General features: G+C 63.7%; 15 protein-coding genes. 5 read left to right on the forward strand and 10 right to left on the reverse strand.

Going from position 1 to position 15,782, the window contains the following annotated elements; genetic code table 11:
* Window positions 1-60: 60 nt before the first annotated feature.
* The 3 genes from AC3CBN_RS07970 to AC3CBN_RS07980 all read right to left on the reverse strand — a co-directional run bounded on the left by AC3CBN_RS07970 (window position 61) and on the right by AC3CBN_RS07980 (window position 2,857).
* Window positions 61-1,500: a M20/M25/M40 family metallo-hydrolase gene (locus tag AC3CBN_RS07970; RefSeq protein ID WP_488636272.1), complete on the reverse strand. Its 1,440-nt coding sequence runs from the start codon at window positions 1,498-1,500 to the stop codon at window positions 61-63.
* Between the two features lie 110 nt (window positions 1,501-1,610).
* Window positions 1,611-2,021 (reverse strand): large-conductance mechanosensitive channel protein MscL, encoded by a 411-nt coding sequence (gene mscL / locus AC3CBN_RS07975; RefSeq protein WP_488636273.1) that lies wholly within the window; start codon window positions 2,019-2,021, stop codon window positions 1,611-1,613.
* Between the two features lie 149 nt (window positions 2,022-2,170).
* A complete protein-coding gene (locus AC3CBN_RS07980; protein WP_488636274.1) occupies window positions 2,171-2,857 on the reverse strand; it encodes a fumarylacetoacetate hydrolase family protein in 687 nt (228 codons plus the stop codon).
* Between the two features lie 203 nt (window positions 2,858-3,060).
* Between AC3CBN_RS07980 and AC3CBN_RS07985 the strand changes: the two genes are divergently transcribed.
* The 4 genes from AC3CBN_RS07985 (at window position 3,061) to AC3CBN_RS08000 (ending at window position 7,601) form a co-directional block, all read left to right on the forward strand.
* Window positions 3,061-4,308, forward strand: a complete 1,248-nt coding sequence (locus AC3CBN_RS07985; RefSeq protein ID WP_488636275.1) for an efflux RND transporter periplasmic adaptor subunit — start codon at window positions 3,061-3,063, stop codon at window positions 4,306-4,308.
* A 108-nt stretch (window positions 4,309-4,416) separates the two neighbouring features.
* Entirely contained in the window at window positions 4,417-5,103 is a 687-nt protein-coding gene (locus AC3CBN_RS07990; protein WP_488636276.1) for an ABC transporter ATP-binding protein, read from the forward strand.
* A 10-nt stretch (window positions 5,104-5,113) separates the two neighbouring features.
* On the forward strand, window positions 5,114-6,280 hold the full coding sequence (locus AC3CBN_RS07995) for an ABC transporter permease (protein ID WP_488636277.1): 1,167 nt from the start codon (window positions 5,114-5,116) through the stop codon (window positions 6,278-6,280).
* A gap of 10 nt (window positions 6,281-6,290) precedes the next feature.
* Window positions 6,291-7,601, forward strand: coding sequence for an ABC transporter permease (locus AC3CBN_RS08000; RefSeq protein WP_488636278.1), 1,311 nt, complete (start codon window positions 6,291-6,293; stop codon window positions 7,599-7,601).
* Between the two features lie 126 nt (window positions 7,602-7,727).
* Here the strand turns inward: AC3CBN_RS08000 and AC3CBN_RS08005 are convergent, their stop codons facing one another.
* From AC3CBN_RS08005 to AC3CBN_RS08020, 4 genes are all read right to left on the reverse strand, one after another.
* A complete protein-coding gene (locus AC3CBN_RS08005; RefSeq protein ID WP_488636685.1) occupies window positions 7,728-9,116 on the reverse strand; it encodes a short-chain fatty acid transporter in 1,389 nt (462 codons plus the stop codon).
* 114 nt (window positions 9,117-9,230) lie between these two features.
* Window positions 9,231-10,154, reverse strand: coding sequence for a drug/metabolite exporter YedA (gene yedA, locus AC3CBN_RS08010; RefSeq protein WP_488636279.1), 924 nt, complete (start codon window positions 10,152-10,154; stop codon window positions 9,231-9,233).
* Between the two features lie 185 nt (window positions 10,155-10,339).
* Entirely contained in the window at window positions 10,340-11,218 is an 879-nt protein-coding gene (locus AC3CBN_RS08015; protein ID WP_488636280.1) for a methylated-DNA--[protein]-cysteine S-methyltransferase, read from the reverse strand.
* Between the two features lie 184 nt (window positions 11,219-11,402).
* Window positions 11,403-11,675 carry a hypothetical protein gene (locus tag AC3CBN_RS08020; RefSeq protein WP_488636281.1) on the reverse strand — a complete coding sequence of 91 codons (273 nt, stop codon included), beginning with the start codon at window positions 11,673-11,675 and terminating at the stop codon, window positions 11,403-11,405.
* Between the two features lie 78 nt (window positions 11,676-11,753).
* On the opposite strand from AC3CBN_RS08020, the gene AC3CBN_RS08025 reads away from it, so the two are divergent.
* Window positions 11,754-12,098 carry a Rieske (2Fe-2S) protein gene (locus AC3CBN_RS08025; RefSeq protein ID WP_488636282.1) on the forward strand — a complete coding sequence of 115 codons (345 nt, stop codon included), beginning with the start codon at window positions 11,754-11,756 and terminating at the stop codon, window positions 12,096-12,098.
* 17 nt (window positions 12,099-12,115) lie between these two features.
* On the opposite strand, the gene AC3CBN_RS08030 is transcribed toward AC3CBN_RS08025, so the two are convergent.
* The 3 genes from AC3CBN_RS08030 to AC3CBN_RS08040 are packed head-to-tail and all read right to left on the reverse strand — an operon-like array spanning window position 12,116 to window position 15,737.
* Window positions 12,116-14,284 (reverse strand): YjbH domain-containing protein, encoded by a 2,169-nt coding sequence (locus AC3CBN_RS08030; RefSeq protein WP_488636283.1) that lies wholly within the window; start codon window positions 14,282-14,284, stop codon window positions 12,116-12,118.
* The gene (locus AC3CBN_RS08035) at window positions 14,281-15,063 is read right to left on the reverse strand and encodes a capsule biosynthesis GfcC family protein (RefSeq protein ID WP_488636284.1); all 783 of its coding nucleotides are present in this window, start codon (window positions 15,061-15,063) and stop codon (window positions 14,281-14,283) included. The genes AC3CBN_RS08030 and AC3CBN_RS08035 overlap by 4 nt, the downstream gene beginning before the upstream one ends.
* A complete protein-coding gene (locus tag AC3CBN_RS08040) occupies window positions 15,060-15,737 on the reverse strand; it encodes a YjbF family lipoprotein (protein WP_488636285.1) in 678 nt (225 codons plus the stop codon). Before AC3CBN_RS08040 ends, AC3CBN_RS08035 begins: the two co-directional genes overlap by 4 nt.
* Window positions 15,738-15,782: the final 45 nt, after the last annotated feature.

Genomic DNA, 15,782 nt, shown 5'->3' on the forward strand with positions numbered 1-15,782 from the left:
GGAAAAAAAGAGCGGCCAATGGGCCGCCCTTTTTTCCATCCATCGATGTGCTACGCGCAATTACTCCTGCGCGCCATCGTTCGCGAAAGCACCAGGAGCCGAGCCGAAATCGCCATTGGCCTGCGCGGCCATGTACGAGAACGCCGCATACACGGCCACGTTCTGCGCCAGCTCCTTCGGATCGATCTTGTCGAGCGTGTCGTTGGCGGTGTGGTGGTAGTCGAAGTAGTCGGTGCCGTCCTGAGTCAGCGACAGCGCCGCCATACCCTTGCCATGCATCTGCGACAGATCCGAACCGCCGCCACCCGGCATCTTCGCGTCATACGTCACGCCGATGGGTGCCAGCACCTGGGCGATCTGATCGATCGCGCCGCGCGCTTCCGGCTTCACGCTGGCGCTCATGCGCCACACCTTGCGCGCGCCAAAGTCCGATTCGGTGCCGAGCTGGAACTTGGCGACTTCGGAACCGTGCTTGTCGGCATACGCGCGGCCGCCCCACAGACCCATTTCCTCGTTGGCGAACGCGATCACGCGGATCGTGCGATCCGGACGCTGCGGCATGTCGTGAATCAGCTTGCCTGCAGCCATGGCAATCGCCACGCCCGCGCCGTCATCGATGGCACCGGTGCCCGGGTCCCACGAGTCGAGGTGACCGGCGATGGCAACGACCTGCTCCGGATGCTTCTTACCGGTGATTTCGCCGATGACATTGGCGCCGGTGTAGTTGCCGGTGATGCCGCAGTCGAGCTCAAGCTTGATGCTGACCGGCTTGCCATAGGCCAGCACGCGAGCAAGCTGGTCGGCGTCCGGGTTGGACAGGGCGGCGGCCGGGATTGCTTCCTTCGGATCGCGGAAGCCGGTCACACCGGTGTGCGGCGTGCGGCTGTTGGCGTCGGTGCCGGCCGAACGCAGCAGAAAGCCGGCGGCGCCCATCTTCGAGGCGAGCACCGGGCCGCCCACGCGAACGGCCGAACCGATGGCGTAGTCATGGCCGTCCTTGTGGCGCTCCATGTGCGCGTTGATGAAGACGATCTTGCCCTTCACGCTGGCCGGGTCAGCTTTCTTCAGTGCGTCGAGACTGTCGAACTTCACCACTTCGGCGGTGAGGCCGCCCTTGGGCGTTCCGGCCGAGTAGCCCAGCGCGATCAGGTCCAGCGGCTGCGGGAACGGCGCGACAATGGCGGCGTGTTCGCTGCGGCGCTCCCACAGCGGGTAGCTCACTTCCTCGGTATAGACCTTGTCGAAACCCAGTGCCTTGAATTTGGCGATGGCCCACTCGCGACCGCGCGCGTCAGCCGGGCTGCCTGCCAGGCGCGGCCCCACTTCTGTCGTCACCGACGTCACGATCTCGTAGGCGGTGTTGTCGTTCATCGCCTTGTCGCGCAACTGTTCGGCCGTCTTTACGGCTGCGGTGGGAACTGTCGTTTCGGTGGCGGCACTGGCCGTACCGATGGCAAGCATCAAGCTGGCGGCGAGCAGGGAGAGTGGCAGGCGACGCATGGGGAAACTCCTTGGGCGGAAACTCCGATTATGGCGTGCCCGGGCCCATGCGCTTAGGCCAGAAGTCATGGGACAGGGGCGCTAGTGCGGCACCCCTGTCATGAATCCAGTTACTGCCTGGTCTTGAGCAGGTCGCGGATCTCAGTGAGCAGCACCACATCTGCCGGCGGCGGTGCGGGTGCTGCCTCCTCGCGACGGGTCATCCGGTTGATCGCCTTGACCATCAGGAAAACGGCGAACGCAATAATGGTGAACTGGATCAGCGTGTTGATGAAGGGGCCGTAGCCGATGGCCACTTCCGCCACTTTGTGCGCCGGGTCGCTGGTGTCCGCCGGCTTGAGCACCCACTTCATCTGTGAGAAGTCGATGCCGCCGGTGATCAGGCCGATCGGCGGCATGATGAGCTGGTCCACGAGCGAGGTGACGATCTTGCCGAACGCGCCGCCGATGACCACACCGACTGCAAGGTCGATGACGTTGCCGCGCATGGCAAATTCTTTGAACTCTTTGAGCATGCTCATGCTTCACTCCCTGGGCTGGATGGCAGGGAAACTCTAGCGCAGCGTGGCAGAGGGCGACAGGTCGCGCCCCCGGGTGCACTCGGAATAAGCCTTGGCTCGTCATCCCAGCGAAAGCCGGATGGCGCCTTTGCCATTGGAGGCGCCTATTCTTAGGCGACGCGCCCTTCCAGCGTCGCCACACCCGCCAGCTCGGCATGAAAGTGATCGCCGCGCTTAAGCGCCGACACGCCAGCCGGTGTGCCCGTGAAGATCAGGTCACCCGCCTTCAGCTCGAACAGGGTGGACAGCAGGGCGATGATCTCGGCCACGCCATGCACCATGTCGCCCAGCCGGCCGTGCTGGCGCTGCTGGCCATTGATGCTGAGCGTGAGTGCGGTGTCGCCGTCCAGCTTCACCTCGCTGGCGGGGCGCAGTGCGGACACCGGGGCCGAATGGTCGAACGCCTTGGCCACGTCCCACGGATGGCTCTTGGCCTTGGCCACGGCCTGCAGGTCGCGGCGGGTGAGGTCCAGGCCCACGCCGTAGCCCCAGACAAGGCCTGTGGCCCGGTCCACTGGAATGTCACGTCCACCGCCGCCCAGCGCCACGACCATCTCCACCTCGTGATGGAGGTCGTCGGTGGCCTGGGGATAGGGCACATCGGCTCCATCGGTGACCACGGCATCGGCCGGTTTGCAGAAGAACAGCGGCGTGTCCTTGTCCACTGTCGCGCCCATTTCACGGGCATGTTCGGCGTAATTGCGGCCAATGCAGAAGATGCGGCGCACCGGGAAGCGCTGGTCGCTGCCGATGACAGGCAGGCTGGGAATGGCTGGGGGCGAGATGGCGTATGACATGGTCGGAAAGGGTAGCATCCAAAGTCATGTGGGCCAGTCAGTTGCCACGTCAGCTTTTTTCCGGGCGGGCTTCCGAGTACAACCGGCCGGGCCGGGTGACAGCTGTCACCGCCAATGGCTGATGGGGCGCTCTGGCTGTGGGATGCCCCCTGAATCATCGTGTGCTGCATTGGACAACCGGCAGGGCCGGCTAGGGAGAGCTTGTGGCGAATGCGGATCTTCTGAAGGAACTGCGCATCGAGAAACACCAGCGCGAGGAGCACGGCGGAGGGTCGGGTCGCTGGCCCTGGATCGTCGTCGGCGTGTTGGTGGCGGTGTTGCTGGCCGGCCTTGTGGCCTGGTTGTTGACGGGAAAAGGCGCCATCGAGGTGCAGACGGCGCAGGCGCAATCCCCGGCCGGGAATGCCGCTGCCGGCGCGGTGCTGCAAGCTACCGGTTATGTCACGGCGCGGCGTCAGGCGACGGTGTCGGCCCAGATCACCGGCACGCTGATTCAGGTGTTGATCGAAGAGGGCGATCACGTGAAGAATGGCCAGGTTGTGGCCCGTCTCGATGACGCGCAATACAAGGCCGCGCTGGAAGCGTCGCGCACTCAGGCGGCCGGCTCGCACGCGCTGGTGGCGCAGTTCCAGGCACAGCTGACGCAGAATCAGCGCGACGCAGTACGCCTGGAATCACTGGCCGAAAAGGGGTTGGTCGCCAAGCAACTTGCGGAGCAGGCACGCACGCAGACCGACAGCATGCGCGCTCAGCTCATTTCGCAGCAGCGCAACGCGGCATCGGCGGATGCCCAGGTGTTGGTGGCGAAGGTCAACTTCGACTACTGCGTGATACGCGCGCCGTTCGATGGCGTGATCACCACCAAGGACGCGCAGATCGGTGAAATCATCTCGCCGTTCTCTGCCGGCGGCGGTTTCACGCGCACTGGCGTGGGCACCATCGTCGACATGGATTCGCTGGAAGTGGATGTGGACGTCAACGAGGCGTATATCGGTCGCGTGAAGCCGGACATGCCGGCCGAAGCGGTGCTGGATGCCTATCCGGACTGGAAGATTCCCGCTCACGTCATCGCCATCGTGCCGGCGGCCGACCGCGGCAAGGCAACGGTGAAAGTTCGCGTGGCGCTGGAGCACAAGGACGCGCGTATCGTGCCGGACATGGGCGTACGCGTCTCCTTCCTGGAATCGAAACAAGCGCAGCAGGCCGTGCAGGCGCCGCAGGGCGTGCTGGTGCCGGCTGCCGCCCTCGCGCAGCGCGACGGCCATGCGGTGGTATTCGTGGTTGAAGGCGACAGCGCGCAGCAGCGCACCGTGGCACCTGCCGCATCGAGCCAGGGTGATTTGCGCCTGCTGCCTGCCGGTGTGCAGGTGGGCGAGACGGTGGTGGTCTCGCCACCGGCGACATTGAAGGACGGCTCGCGGGTGACGACACCTGCCAAGCCGAAGGAGTAAGCGGGTTTGAGGATGCTCTGAATAGATCAGAGCATCTTTGGCCGCAGCGCGTGATCGAACGCATCGCAAAGGGCGGTGCCATGCCAGACGAATTCGGGAGCACTAGCAATGAGCACATTGATTGAAACCCGCGATCTCTCCAAGGTGTACGAGCGCGGCAAGCAGAAAGTGGAAGTGCTGCATCACATCAACCTCGACATTGCCGAAGGTGATTTCCTTGCCTTGATGGGTCCTTCGGGTTCGGGCAAAACCACCTTGCTTAACCTTATCGGCGGGCTGGATACGCCCACCGGTGGCACCATCACCGTCGCCGGCCAGCGCCTCGACCAACTCGGTGGTGGCGCGCTGGCAAAGTGGCGCGCATCGCACGTCGGCTTCGTGTTCCAGTTCTACAACCTGATGCCGATGCTGTCGGCGCAGCGCAATGTGGAGCTGCCACTGCTGCTCACCAAGCTGTCCGCCGCGCAGCGTCGCAAGAACGCTTCCATTGCGCTGCAGCTGGTGGGGCTAGGCGATCGTGCGACGCACAAGCCAAGCGAGCTATCCGGCGGACAACAGCAGCGCGTGGCGATTGCGCGCGCGATCGTGTCCGACCCGACGCTGCTGGTTTGTGATGAGCCCACCGGCGACCTGGACCGCCAGTCAGCCGAAGAAGTGCTCGGGTTGCTGCGCGTGCTCAACCGCGAGCATGGCAAGACCATCGTGATGGTTACACACGATCCCAAGGCGGCCGAATACGCCAACCACACCCTGCATCTGGACAAGGGCACGCTGGTTGAGCAGGCGATAGCGTGAGGACACGGCGATGAAATATCTCCATCTCATCTGGGCAGCGCTGTTCCGGCGCAAGACCCGCACCATACTCACGCTAGTATCGATCATTGCCGCGTTCCTGCTGTTCGGCATGCTCGACGCCGTGCGCACTTCGTTCAACCAGGCCGGTCAGAGCGCAAACGGCGCGCAGCGCCTGCAGACAGGTTCGAAACTGTCCTTTATCCAGACCCTGCCGCAATCGATTGAAGCGCAGATCGCGCAGGTGCCTGGCGTGAAAATGGTGACCTACGCCAACTGGTTCGGCGGCGCCTACCAGGACCCGCACAACCAGGTTTTCAGCTTCGCGGTGGAGCCGAACTACATCGACCTCTATCCGGAAATCGAAGTGAGCGCTGCCGAGCGCAAAGCCTTCGATGACACGCGCACCGGCATCCTGGTGGGCGAAAAGCTGGCGAAGCGTTTCAACTGGAAAGTGGGTGACAAGATACCGCTGCAGTCGACCATCTTCCCCAACCACCAGGGCAGCAAGAACTGGACCTTCGACATCATCGGCATCATGCATTCGAAGGACAAGAAATCCGGCGGCTTCTACGACCAGATGTTGCTGCTGCACTGGAAGTACTTCGACGAGACCACGCCGTTCAATCGCGGCACGGTGGGCTGGTACGTGACGCGAGTGAGCGACGTGAACCAGGCCGATCGCGTGGCCAAGGCCATCGATGCGATTTCGGCCAACTCCGACCACGAAACGCGCACGCAGACCGAGCAGGCCGCTACGGCGAACTGGATGAAGCAGTTGGCCGACATCGGTTTGATCGTAGGCTCCATCATGGGTGCCGTGTTCTTCACCCTGCTGCTGCTCTCGGGTAACACCATGATGCAGGCAGTACGCGAGCGTACCAGCGAGCTGGCGGTGCTCAAGACGATTGGTTTTTCCAACCAGAGCGTGCTGGCAATCGTGCTGGCCGAGTCGGTGTTGCTGTTGTTGATCGGTGGTGTGATCGGCCTAGGATTGGCGTCGCTGATCATTCCCGCCGTGAGCGCCAGCAGCGGCGGCATGTTGAATTTGCCAAGCGTAGGAGCCAGCAGCTGGACGCTGGGCCTTGTACTCATGATCGCCATCGGCTTGCTGGTGGGCGCCTTGCCGGCGCTACGCGCCATGCGCCTGAACATCGTCGATGCACTGGCTGGACGCTGAGGAGAACACCATGATCACCAATATTCTCCTGTTCCTGCTCATCATCGCCGTACTGGCGGTGTGGGTGGTGCTGCCCTGGTATGGCGTGGTGGCGCTCGCTGTGCTGTTCGCCGGGTGGATGTTGTTCACCCGTCGCGGAAAGCAGGCGGCGTCGGTGGCCAGTGTCGGCATCAGCACGCTTGGCCAGCGGTTGGGCTCGTCGGCAGTGATCGTGATCGGCATCGCCGGTGTGGTCGGCGTGCTTGTCGCATTGCTCGCGATGGGCGAGGGCTACTCCGAGACGCTGCGCAACACCGGCAGCGCGGATACCGCCATCGTGATGCGCGGTTCCTCGGCATCTGAAGTGATGTCGGTGCTCGACCATGACAGCGTGACGCTGATCCCGCAGGCGCCGGGTATCGCCAAGGATGCCAAGGGCCAACCCATCGCCTCGCCCGAGCTGGTGGTGGCCGCCAATCTCCCGATCAAGGGCGGCAAGGCGGACGACGAGGGCAGCGTGCAGTTGCGTGGCGTGGGCGAGCAGGCGTGGGCGGTGCGTCCCAACGTGAAGATCGTGCAGGGCCGCAACTTCCAGCCGGGCATGCGCGAGCTGATCGTCGGCAAGGGTGCCGCCAAACAATTCGCCGGCCTGGAACCAGGCCACACGATTCGCCTGGGCAGTCAGCAGTGGACCGTGGTGGGTGTGTTCTCCTCGGACGACGCGATGGATTCCGAAGTGTGGGGCGATGCCAGTGTGGTGGCCGATACGTATCGCCGCGGCAGCAGTCGCGCTTCGGTAATGGTGCGCCTGACCGATCCGAAAGCTTATGACGCGTTCAAGGCCGAACTCGACAGCAACCCGCAGTTGAAGGTGGATGTCAGCACGACCATCGACTACTTCAACAAGCAGTCCGAAGGCATGACCAAGGTGATTCGCGGCATCGGCTTCACTGTGGGCCTGATCATGGCAATCGGCGCGATGTTCGGCGCGCTCAACACCATGTTCGCCGCAGTGGCGGCGCGCGCCAGGGAAATTGCCACACTGCGCGCCATCGGCTTTCGTGGCCTGCCGGTGGTCGTGGCGGTGATGCTGGAAACCATGCTGCTGGCCTTGATCGGTGGGTTGATCGGTGGCCTGCTCGCTTACCTGATCTTCAACGGTTACAGCGCATCGACGCTGGCCGCTGGCACGGTAGGCAAGCTCAGCTTCGAGTTGAAAGTGTCGCCCGCTCTGTTGTGGACAGGACTGAAGTGGGCATTGGCCATCGGCTTCATCGGCGGCGTGTTTCCGGCGATGCGCGCGGCGCGGTTGCCTGTGACAACGGCGTTGCGCGAACTGTGAGGAAAGGAAGAGGGCGCGGCTCTGCTGCGCCCTGTCGCGCACAAGGTGCGCTCCTGCGGAGGCACGGTGTATTTGTAGGAGCACACGCTGTGCGCGACCCACCCAACCGCAACGCCGCACCATTCCCTACGGCATCACGGGCGGTACATAGGTCAGCGTAAGTCCAAGCGCCCAAAGCAACCCCAGCACCAGCGGCACGTGCACCAACAGCTGCATGAAAGTGAAACCGACGACATCGCGCGCCTTCAGTCCCAGGACGCCAAGCAGCGGCAACATCCAGAACGGATTGATCAGGTTGGGCAGTGCTTCGGCCGCGTTGTATACCTGCACGGCCCAGCCCAGGTGCACATGCAGATCGTTCGCCGCCTGCATCACATACGGTGCCTCGACCAGCCACTTGCCGCCGCCCGATGGCACGAAGAAGCCAAGGATCGCCGAGTACGCACCCATTACCAGCGAGAATGTCTCTGTCGAGGCAATGTGCACGAACAGGCCCGAGAGACGGTGCGACAACGTCACATCACCAAAGCCCGGCGCATGCGTGAGCAACGAAGCGATGCCGCCATACAGCGGAAACTGGATCAGCACACCGGCCGTACTTGGCACCGCACGCGATACCGCATTGAGGAAACTGCGCGGACGCCAGTGCAGCAACAGGCCCACGGTGAGAAACAGGAAGTTGTAGGTGTTGAGGTTGGCGATGGCAGTCACCGCCGGCTTGGTGGCGAACTCATAGCCTAGCCATCCGAGCCCGAGCAGGCCGAGCAACACCGAAAGCAACGGGCTGTATTCCAGCCATTCGCCGGGGCGCTGGCGTGGCGGCAAGGCGGGCGTGGCGGTTTCGGCAACTCCGAAATCTTGCGCGATGCGTGCGCTGCGGTCGGAAGGTGCTGTGAACCAGCAGATCACTAACGAAACGCTGATCAGCACCGTAGTCAGCACGATGGATTGCCACAGGAAAATCGTTTCGCTGAAAGGCAGCACACCGGTGATGTTGAGCAGCCCTGGCGGCATGCTCTTGGGATTGGCCTGCAGCTGGGCCGCAGAAGATGACAGGCCCATCGCCCACACCGCGCCGAGTCCCAGATACGCCGCTGCGCCGGCAGCGCGGTAATCCATGCGCAGGTCTTCGCGCCGTGCCAGCGCGCGCACCAGCAAGCCACCGAAGACCAGAGAGAAGCCCCATGAAAGCAGCGAGGCAAGCATGCTCACGAGGCCCACATAGCAGATCGCGCCACGCCCGCTACGCGGTACGCGCGCCAGCAGTTCGATAAGACGTGCCACTACCGGCGCGGTGGCCACCACATAGCCGCCGATCACCACGAAGGCCATCTGCATGGTGAAGGGGATCAGACTCCAGAAGCCATCTCCGAAGGCATTCACCGCAACAGAGGGCGTGGCACCGAAGGCCGAGGCGGCGATGGTGACGATCACCACACCCAGCGCCGCGAACACCCAGGCATCGGGAAACCAACGCTCCGCCCAGGCTGCGCTGCGTAGCGCGGCGCGGGCCATCAGGCCTTCGTTTGTCGCATTCATGGATACACCCCGATCAAGGATCGGGGCATGGTGAACGTCGGGAGGTCGGCCCGGCAAGCCGGACCAAGGTAGAACACGTGAAGCTCTGGCCTAGCGGGCTGTGCGACGCAGCCTGGCCAGGGTGATTGCGCCTACGCCAACCAGAATGATCGCCATGCCGGCCAGGTCATACGGGCCAACGCTTTCTCCAGCAAGCAGCACGCCGAACAGCACGGCCACCGGTGGGTTCACATAGGCGTAGCTGGTGGCGAGCGCCGGGCGCGCATGCTTGAGCACGTAGAGATACGCACTGAAGGCGACGATGGAGCCGAACACCGCCAGGTAGACCAGTGCAGCCGTTGCGCGCATCGTCGGGTGCGCCGGCAACTGTTCGCCGGAAGCAAAGCCGACGATCAGCATCGCCACGCTGGCGCAAAGCATCTGTGCTGCGGTATTCATCGGGCCGGCTGGCATCTCCTGGCGACGGCTCCAGGCCGAGCCGAACGCCCAGCTCATCGCTGCCACCAGCAAGGCGATGGCACCGATGCGCGAACCGGACAGTCCGCTGCCCAGATTCAGCACGATCACGCCCACGAAACCGATCACCAGGCCGATCGTTTCGCGCCGCGTTGGCCACTCGCCGTACATGCCCGAAAACAACGCGGCAAACAGCGGCATGCTGGCAACAGCCACCGCGGCGATGCCCGAGCTCACATGCTGTTCCGCAAAGCACACCAGACCATTGCCGAAACCCAGCAGCAGCACGCCGGTGATCGCCGCATTGCGCCACTGGAGTCGCGTCGGCAACGCCACGCCACGCAGACGCAGGAACGCGAACAGCGCGATGCCGGCGCCAACAAAGCGGATGCCGGCGAGCAGGAACGGTGGGTAGCTTTCCAACGCGTAACGGATGCCGAGGTAGGTCGAACCCCAGATGACGTACAAAGCAAACAACCCCAGCGGTACCAGCACGCGGGTGTCGGCAACAGGAGCGGACGCCGCAGTGGCGGCGGATGTCGTGGCTGAGTCGTTCATGGGTCTACGCGCAGGGAGCATCGCGGGGCGGATGCCCGCCATAGTCTACAGACAGCGTGAGAATAATCCGGCCGTGTCGAAGGCAGAAGCGAGGCTTGTGCAAGGCAGCGTTGAGTTGAGCTCAAGCCGCCGGGGTGTCCGTGTGACACCCTTTCGCTGGAGTGACGAGTAAAAGCCTGGATCACCTAGGCGGCGGTGCGTTCCGCACGATTCGGCACCTTGCGCTGCTCGCTGGCCAACAATTCCCGCTTGCGCTCCACACCCCAGCGCCAGCCACCCAGCGAACCATCTTCGCGAACGATGCGATGGCACGGCACGATCAGCGCCAACTTGTTGCTGCCGCAGGCGCGGCCGATGGCACGGGCCGCCTTGGGTACGCCCAGTTCGGCGGCAAGCGCGCCATAGCTCTTGGTGGCGCCACTGGGAATGCGGGTGAGTGCTTCCCACACGCGCCACTGGAAGGCGGTGGCCGCGACATCGAGCGGTGGCAGCTCGGGCGCAGTCACATCGCTCCAGCCCAGGTCGCTTGCGATGCGTGCAATGACAGCATCGAGCCAATCCTCACGCCCGGCATCGACTCGCTGGCGGGTTGCCTGCGGGAACTCGTGCGTCAGGCGCGCTTCCAGTTCCTTGTCCGTATCACCCAGCGTCACCGAGCAGATGCCGCGTGTAGTGGTGGCTACCAGCAAACGTCCAAGCGGCGTGTCTGTCGTGGTGTAGCGAATATCCGCACCCGCGCCACCCGCGCGATAGCTGGCCGGCGTCATGCCAAGCAGCCGGTCGCTGTGCTCATAGACACGGCTGCCGGAACCGAAGCCGGCGTCGTACACCGCATCCGTCACGGCGGCACCCTTGCGCAACGCCGTCTTGAGCTGGCCAAAGCGCCGAGCGCGGTGATATTCGGCAGGACTCATGCCGTAGCGGCGACGAAACGCGCGTTGCAAATGGCTGGGGCTGAGTTGCACGGCGTCGGCCAGCACCTGCAGGGTGGGCGGCTCGTCAGCACGCTCGACCAGCAGGCGAACCTTTTCCAATGCGGATTCAGTGGCGTTGCGGGTGTTCATGGCGGCGTCTGTGATGCGATGAGGCTAGCCTAGTGCCAGCCCGATACCACGACTATCCGGATCTTGTGCCACCCTCCGTCGTCACTGTAGGAGCGCACCTAGTGCGCGACCGCAGCCCGAAGGGAGTCACTGATCCGGAGGCTTGTCGCGCACAGGGTGCGCTCCTACAGAAAAACGGCAGGTCTCACCGCGCCGCGTGGCGCGTCTGGTTCAGCACGACGAACTCGCCCTCGATCACCTCGGGCTTGTGCTGGCGACGACCAGCAGGCGACATCGTGCTGCGCTTACGCGACCATTGGCGCAAGGCAAATACCAGCCCGCCACCGATCAGCAGCACGCCGGCCACGACCAGGCCAAATACCAGCAGCACACCCAGCAGCGCCAGCCCGATAACGAGCGATAGGGCACGAATCAACGGGTGACGGGAACGACGCGACATGGGCAGCGAAAAGCGCATGTGTTAAAAATCCGTGTGGTAAAATCAATGACTTACGTGCGTAACGATGGGGCCTTACGGCCGAAGAGGCAAGTGCCGATGGATGCAGCGACACCCGACCAGGCGCTTTGCCGGCTGGACGATATTCCCGATGGCGGCGCGATCGCCGTCGAAGCCCTGCTGCGCGACGGCGAAGAGAGCGTGATCGTGCTGCGTCGTGATGACGTGGTACGCGCTTATCTCAATGTTTGCCCTCATGCCGGACGCCGGCTCGACTGGGCGCCCGGCAAGTTCCTCATCAAGGACAGACTGCTGATCTGCGCTGCGCACGGCGCAACGTTCAACGATGACGATGGTCTGTGCGTGGGCGGCCCTTGTCGCGGTGAGCACCTGCGTGCGGTGGGCGTGCGCGTGGCCGAGGGTGAGGTGTGGCTCGACGACTGAGCCGATGGACAAGGTGACTACTCGACTATCTTGTCCAGGTTGCCATTGAAGTTGTCGAAATCGCGATCGCTGGTCAGCGAGTACAGGCTGTAACGCCTGCTCAGACGTGCGCCGCCGTCGCGAATCAGCGGATCCCACACGAACGTGGCGCGACTCAGCGTGGAGCGGGGCAGCATCAAGTCGAACGGAATCGACACGTAGATGCCCTTGTCGAAACTGCCTTCGCCAAACTCCTTGGCGGATACGTTGGTCTTCGTCGCGAATGCGCCCATGCGCACGCCGTTACGGAATTCGCGCGATACGTCCAGCGTGGCGCCCCAATCGCCGGCCAGGTAGCGACCGGCACTTACGGCAACCAGCACATCCTTGTAGCCCAGGTTGAAATAGCCGGTCACGAAGCCGGTGACGACGTGGTAGTCGCGGAACGAGAAGTCCTGGTCGTAGCCGCGTTGCTTGACCCAGTCGATTTCCGAGCTGATAGCCCAGCGTTGGCCAAACGGCCGATACAGCATTTCGCCGCCGACGCCGCCGAACATGCTTTCCAGCATGCCCGCATAAGCCATGCCGTAGAGGTCGTTGCCGAGCTGCCGCGTACCCGTCAGCTGGAAGATCGGCATGGTGAGGTTCGAACTGGTCATGTACTGGCGCACGTCGGTACGCACGCGCGGCAGATCACTGGGTGCGTCGTACTTGAACTTGTCGTAGTTGTTGATCAGATTCAGGCTCGCCAGGCCGCTCCACCAGAAGCTCGGGGTGAAATGGAAGTCGACGTCGTAGACCGCCGCGATCTGGTACAGCAGGAACGAGTCGGGGCCGCCCAGGCTCTGGCTGTAGTTGAACGAAAAGGCCTGCTCCCAACGCTCGATGGGCGCCTTGTAAAGCACGTCTTCGCGGCGCGGTGTGGGAGCATTCTGCTCAACGCCGCGGCGGAACTGCGCCAGGTCGATGTCGTGGTCCACCAGCTCGTCGAAGCGCTGGCGATGCACGCTGGTCTCGACCGTGGACAAGCCTTCCTGCTGTGACACCACCGTGTACCAGTCGACCGACGGACCAAGCTGGTTGTCCAGCACGCGTGCGGCGCGGCCCAGCGACTTGGCCGAGTAGAAGTATCGATCCTGCTCGCCGCTCACCACGATCTCGCTGCCGCGTTGCGTGATGCTGGAGACGCGGATGCCGGCGTTGTCGTGAAGCGTGCGCGACACTTGCGCCCAATCGACTTCATCCGGCTTGGCGGTAACGGCCTGCGTGCTGCGCTTCGGTACCGGTGGGTCGAGCAGTTTCGGCGGGATATTGTCGTCCGCCGCGTTGGCGTGGAAGGTCAGGCCGACCATCACCGTGTTGCCGCGTTCCAGCGCTACGCTGAGGTCCAGGTTGCGGCTCGGGCGCACCACGGCGCCGATATTCACCGGTGAGCTCTGCTTCTGATTGTTGTACTGCGGCTCATGCTGGTAATCGTTGCCGTCGTACTCGGCCTTCAGCACCAACCAGTCCCAGGGGGTCTGGTAGGAAATGCCGCCGAACAGGGCCGCAGGTCCGTGCAGGTAATGATTGCTGCCGAACTTGCCCGCGTTGTTCACGTTGCTTGTGGGCGTCGGACGATAGTTAAAGCTGTCGCCGAAGATCGAGAAAGGATTCTTGACGTCGCCGCGTCCGCCGACATAGCCCCAGCCCATGCCAAGGCTGGCGTCGAATGCGCCGAAGCGCTTGTTGGCCACGACGTACTCGCCGGAAAACAGGCCCGTACCACCGATGTCGCGCGCACCGACGCTGAGGTCGGGCAGATAGCGGCTTTCGGTCCACAGCCTGACCTTCACGTCGATCGACTTGTCCTTGTAGCTCTGGTGTCCGCTGAGCGACGTGGAGCCGTACAGGCGATTGCTCACTGCCGTATAGCGAAAGATCCCTTCCAGCCACGGCAGCGGCTGCAGCGAAAAGTTGTAGCGGTCATACGGATGCACGTGGCCTGCGGTGAAGGCCAATTCGCCTTCTTCCGCCATGCGCGCCGTTGGCGTCTCCCACAGGCCCACACCGCCGAAGTCGCTCTGGGTCGGCGCGTTGTCCGCGTGAGCCGCGCCCATCAGCAGGCTGCCGACCAGCAGCAGGCAGCCGCAACGGGCACGCAGAACCAGCTTATTGCCGTGTAGTGCGCACGTTGCTCGAAGGCGTGCTGTCCGGCGCTGCATCATCGTTGGGTTTCCGGGCCAGCCAGCGGCTGAGTGGCGAGGAAATCCGCCAGTTCCCGATTGAGGTCCGGCGCGGCCGTGCGCACGCTGCTTTCACGCAAGGGCACATAGACCACCGCGCCCGGCGCGAGTGGCATGGGCTGCCCCGGATTCCACAGGCCGATGCCTTGCCTGAAGACATGGCCGTCCGGCTGGATCACAAAGATCCAGTCCCTGTCTGCAGCGGAAAGGGAAGGACAAGCCTTCGCGTAATCACGTGCGGCCTGCAGCGCGACCAACGGCAAGTTGCAGGGATGCGTGACGGCACCGACGATGCGGATGCCATCAGGGCGCGTGGGGTAGAAGAGCGTGTCGCCGTCGCCGACCAAGCGGTTTTCGGCAGGCGTGATTTCCACTGCGCGCGGATCGAGCAGGGCCACTTGACGGCCCGTCACAGGCAGAGCCTGCAGCCATTCGCGCAGTGACGCGGCCACCTCCGCAACGTCCTGATGATCGTCGCGTGCCGCCTGCTGGCGAACGGTGTCCAGGTCGTACAGCAAGCCGGCTTTCTGGCGTGTCTGTTCCTGCTGCAGCGACGGGCGCAACCATGCCGCGCCGAGTGGATAGCCGTCCAGACGCACGCCCACCGCAAGCGCAGCATCAGCCAGCTTGGCCTTCGGCGGAAGCTGCCGTACACCGGGATCAGCTACTGCACCGCTGACATAGATCTCGACCGCGCTGGCGCATAAGGGCAGCCAGGCACACGCCAGGATCGCGGCGCGAAGTATGGCGCCGGGCTTCATGACTTGCTCCGGCGATAGGGGTGCAACTGCACCAGCTTGATGCTGAAGCCGGGCAGCACTTCCTGTTCGCTCATCCACACGAAACCGTCGACAGGATCGACCCAGTAGCGGTTGCTGGCGTGGTCATGCGTCGGCTCGGCGCTGGCGCTCTCGGTCACCAGCAGCACGCGATGCGTGGTGCCAAGGATGTCGATGTCCGTGCTGCCCGCCGGCGTGAGTTCAGCGCGAACCGTCATGCCATAGCGGTAACCAGGTGACCGGTCTTCGATGCGTTCATAGCCGGTCCGCGATTGAAGGGTCTGCAGGCCAGTCGCGAACGGGTCCGGGCCATGCGCAGCGCTCCGGTCCAGATTTTCCGGCAGACCGATGGTCTGCACGACGCGTCCGTCCTGAAGCACCAGCGCAACACCGTGGGTGCCGTACCAGTACTCGCGGTTTCCGTCGACATTGCCGAGGACAAGGATGGCGTCGCCATGGGCGGTCGTCGCACGCAACTGGTAATACGGCTTGGCCGCCACCTGTTCCGCCGTGGGCGATAGCTTCGGCGTTCCGTGCCACAGCAGCTTGATGGTGTCGCCGGTGCCGCGCGAGATGTCCGTGCATCCGGTCAGCAGAAAGCTGCCGGCGATGAACGCCGCCAGGAAGATGCCCGTCCGGTTCATGCGCTTGCCCATGCATGCACGAAGCTCGCGCCACGGGCGCGAGACATCGCAAAGGCC

The organism is Dyella sp. OK584 (assembly GCF_057787755.1).

Bases quoted from the DNA above. Each gene is read 5' to 3' on its own strand.
- AC3CBN_RS07970 (WP_488636272.1), bottom strand. From the start codon at position 1,500: ATGCGTCGCCTGCCACTCTCCCTGCTCGCCGCCAGCTTGATGCTTGCC.
- mscL (WP_488636273.1), bottom strand. From the start codon at position 2,021: ATGAGCATGCTCAAAGAGTTCAAAGAATTTGCCATGCGCGGCAACGTC.
- AC3CBN_RS07980 (WP_488636274.1), bottom strand. From the start codon at position 2,857: ATGTCATACGCCATCTCGCCCCCAGCCATTCCCAGCCTGCCTGTCATC.
- AC3CBN_RS07990 (WP_488636276.1), top strand. From the start codon at position 4,417: ATGAGCACATTGATTGAAACCCGCGATCTCTCCAAGGTGTACGAGCGC.
- AC3CBN_RS07995 (WP_488636277.1), top strand. From the start codon at position 5,114: ATGAAATATCTCCATCTCATCTGGGCAGCGCTGTTCCGGCGCAAGACC.
- AC3CBN_RS08000 (WP_488636278.1), top strand. From the start codon at position 6,291: ATGATCACCAATATTCTCCTGTTCCTGCTCATCATCGCCGTACTGGCG.
- AC3CBN_RS08005 (WP_488636685.1), bottom strand. From the start codon at position 9,116: ATGGCCCGCGCCGCGCTACGCAGCGCAGCCTGGGCGGAGCGTTGGTTT.
- yedA (WP_488636279.1), bottom strand. From the start codon at position 10,154: ATGAACGACTCAGCCACGACATCCGCCGCCACTGCGGCGTCCGCTCCT.
- AC3CBN_RS08015 (WP_488636280.1), bottom strand. From the start codon at position 11,218: ATGAACACCCGCAACGCCACTGAATCCGCATTGGAAAAGGTTCGCCTG.
- AC3CBN_RS08020 (WP_488636281.1), bottom strand. From the start codon at position 11,675: ATGCGCTTTTCGCTGCCCATGTCGCGTCGTTCCCGTCACCCGTTGATT.
- AC3CBN_RS08025 (WP_488636282.1), top strand. From the start codon at position 11,754: ATGGATGCAGCGACACCCGACCAGGCGCTTTGCCGGCTGGACGATATT.
- AC3CBN_RS08030 (WP_488636283.1), bottom strand. From the start codon at position 14,284: ATGATGCAGCGCCGGACAGCACGCCTTCGAGCAACGTGCGCACTACAC.
- AC3CBN_RS08035 (WP_488636284.1), bottom strand. From the start codon at position 15,063: ATGAAGCCCGGCGCCATACTTCGCGCCGCGATCCTGGCGTGTGCCTGG.
- AC3CBN_RS08040 (WP_488636285.1), bottom strand. From the start codon at position 15,737: ATGGGCAAGCGCATGAACCGGACGGGCATCTTCCTGGCGGCGTTCATC.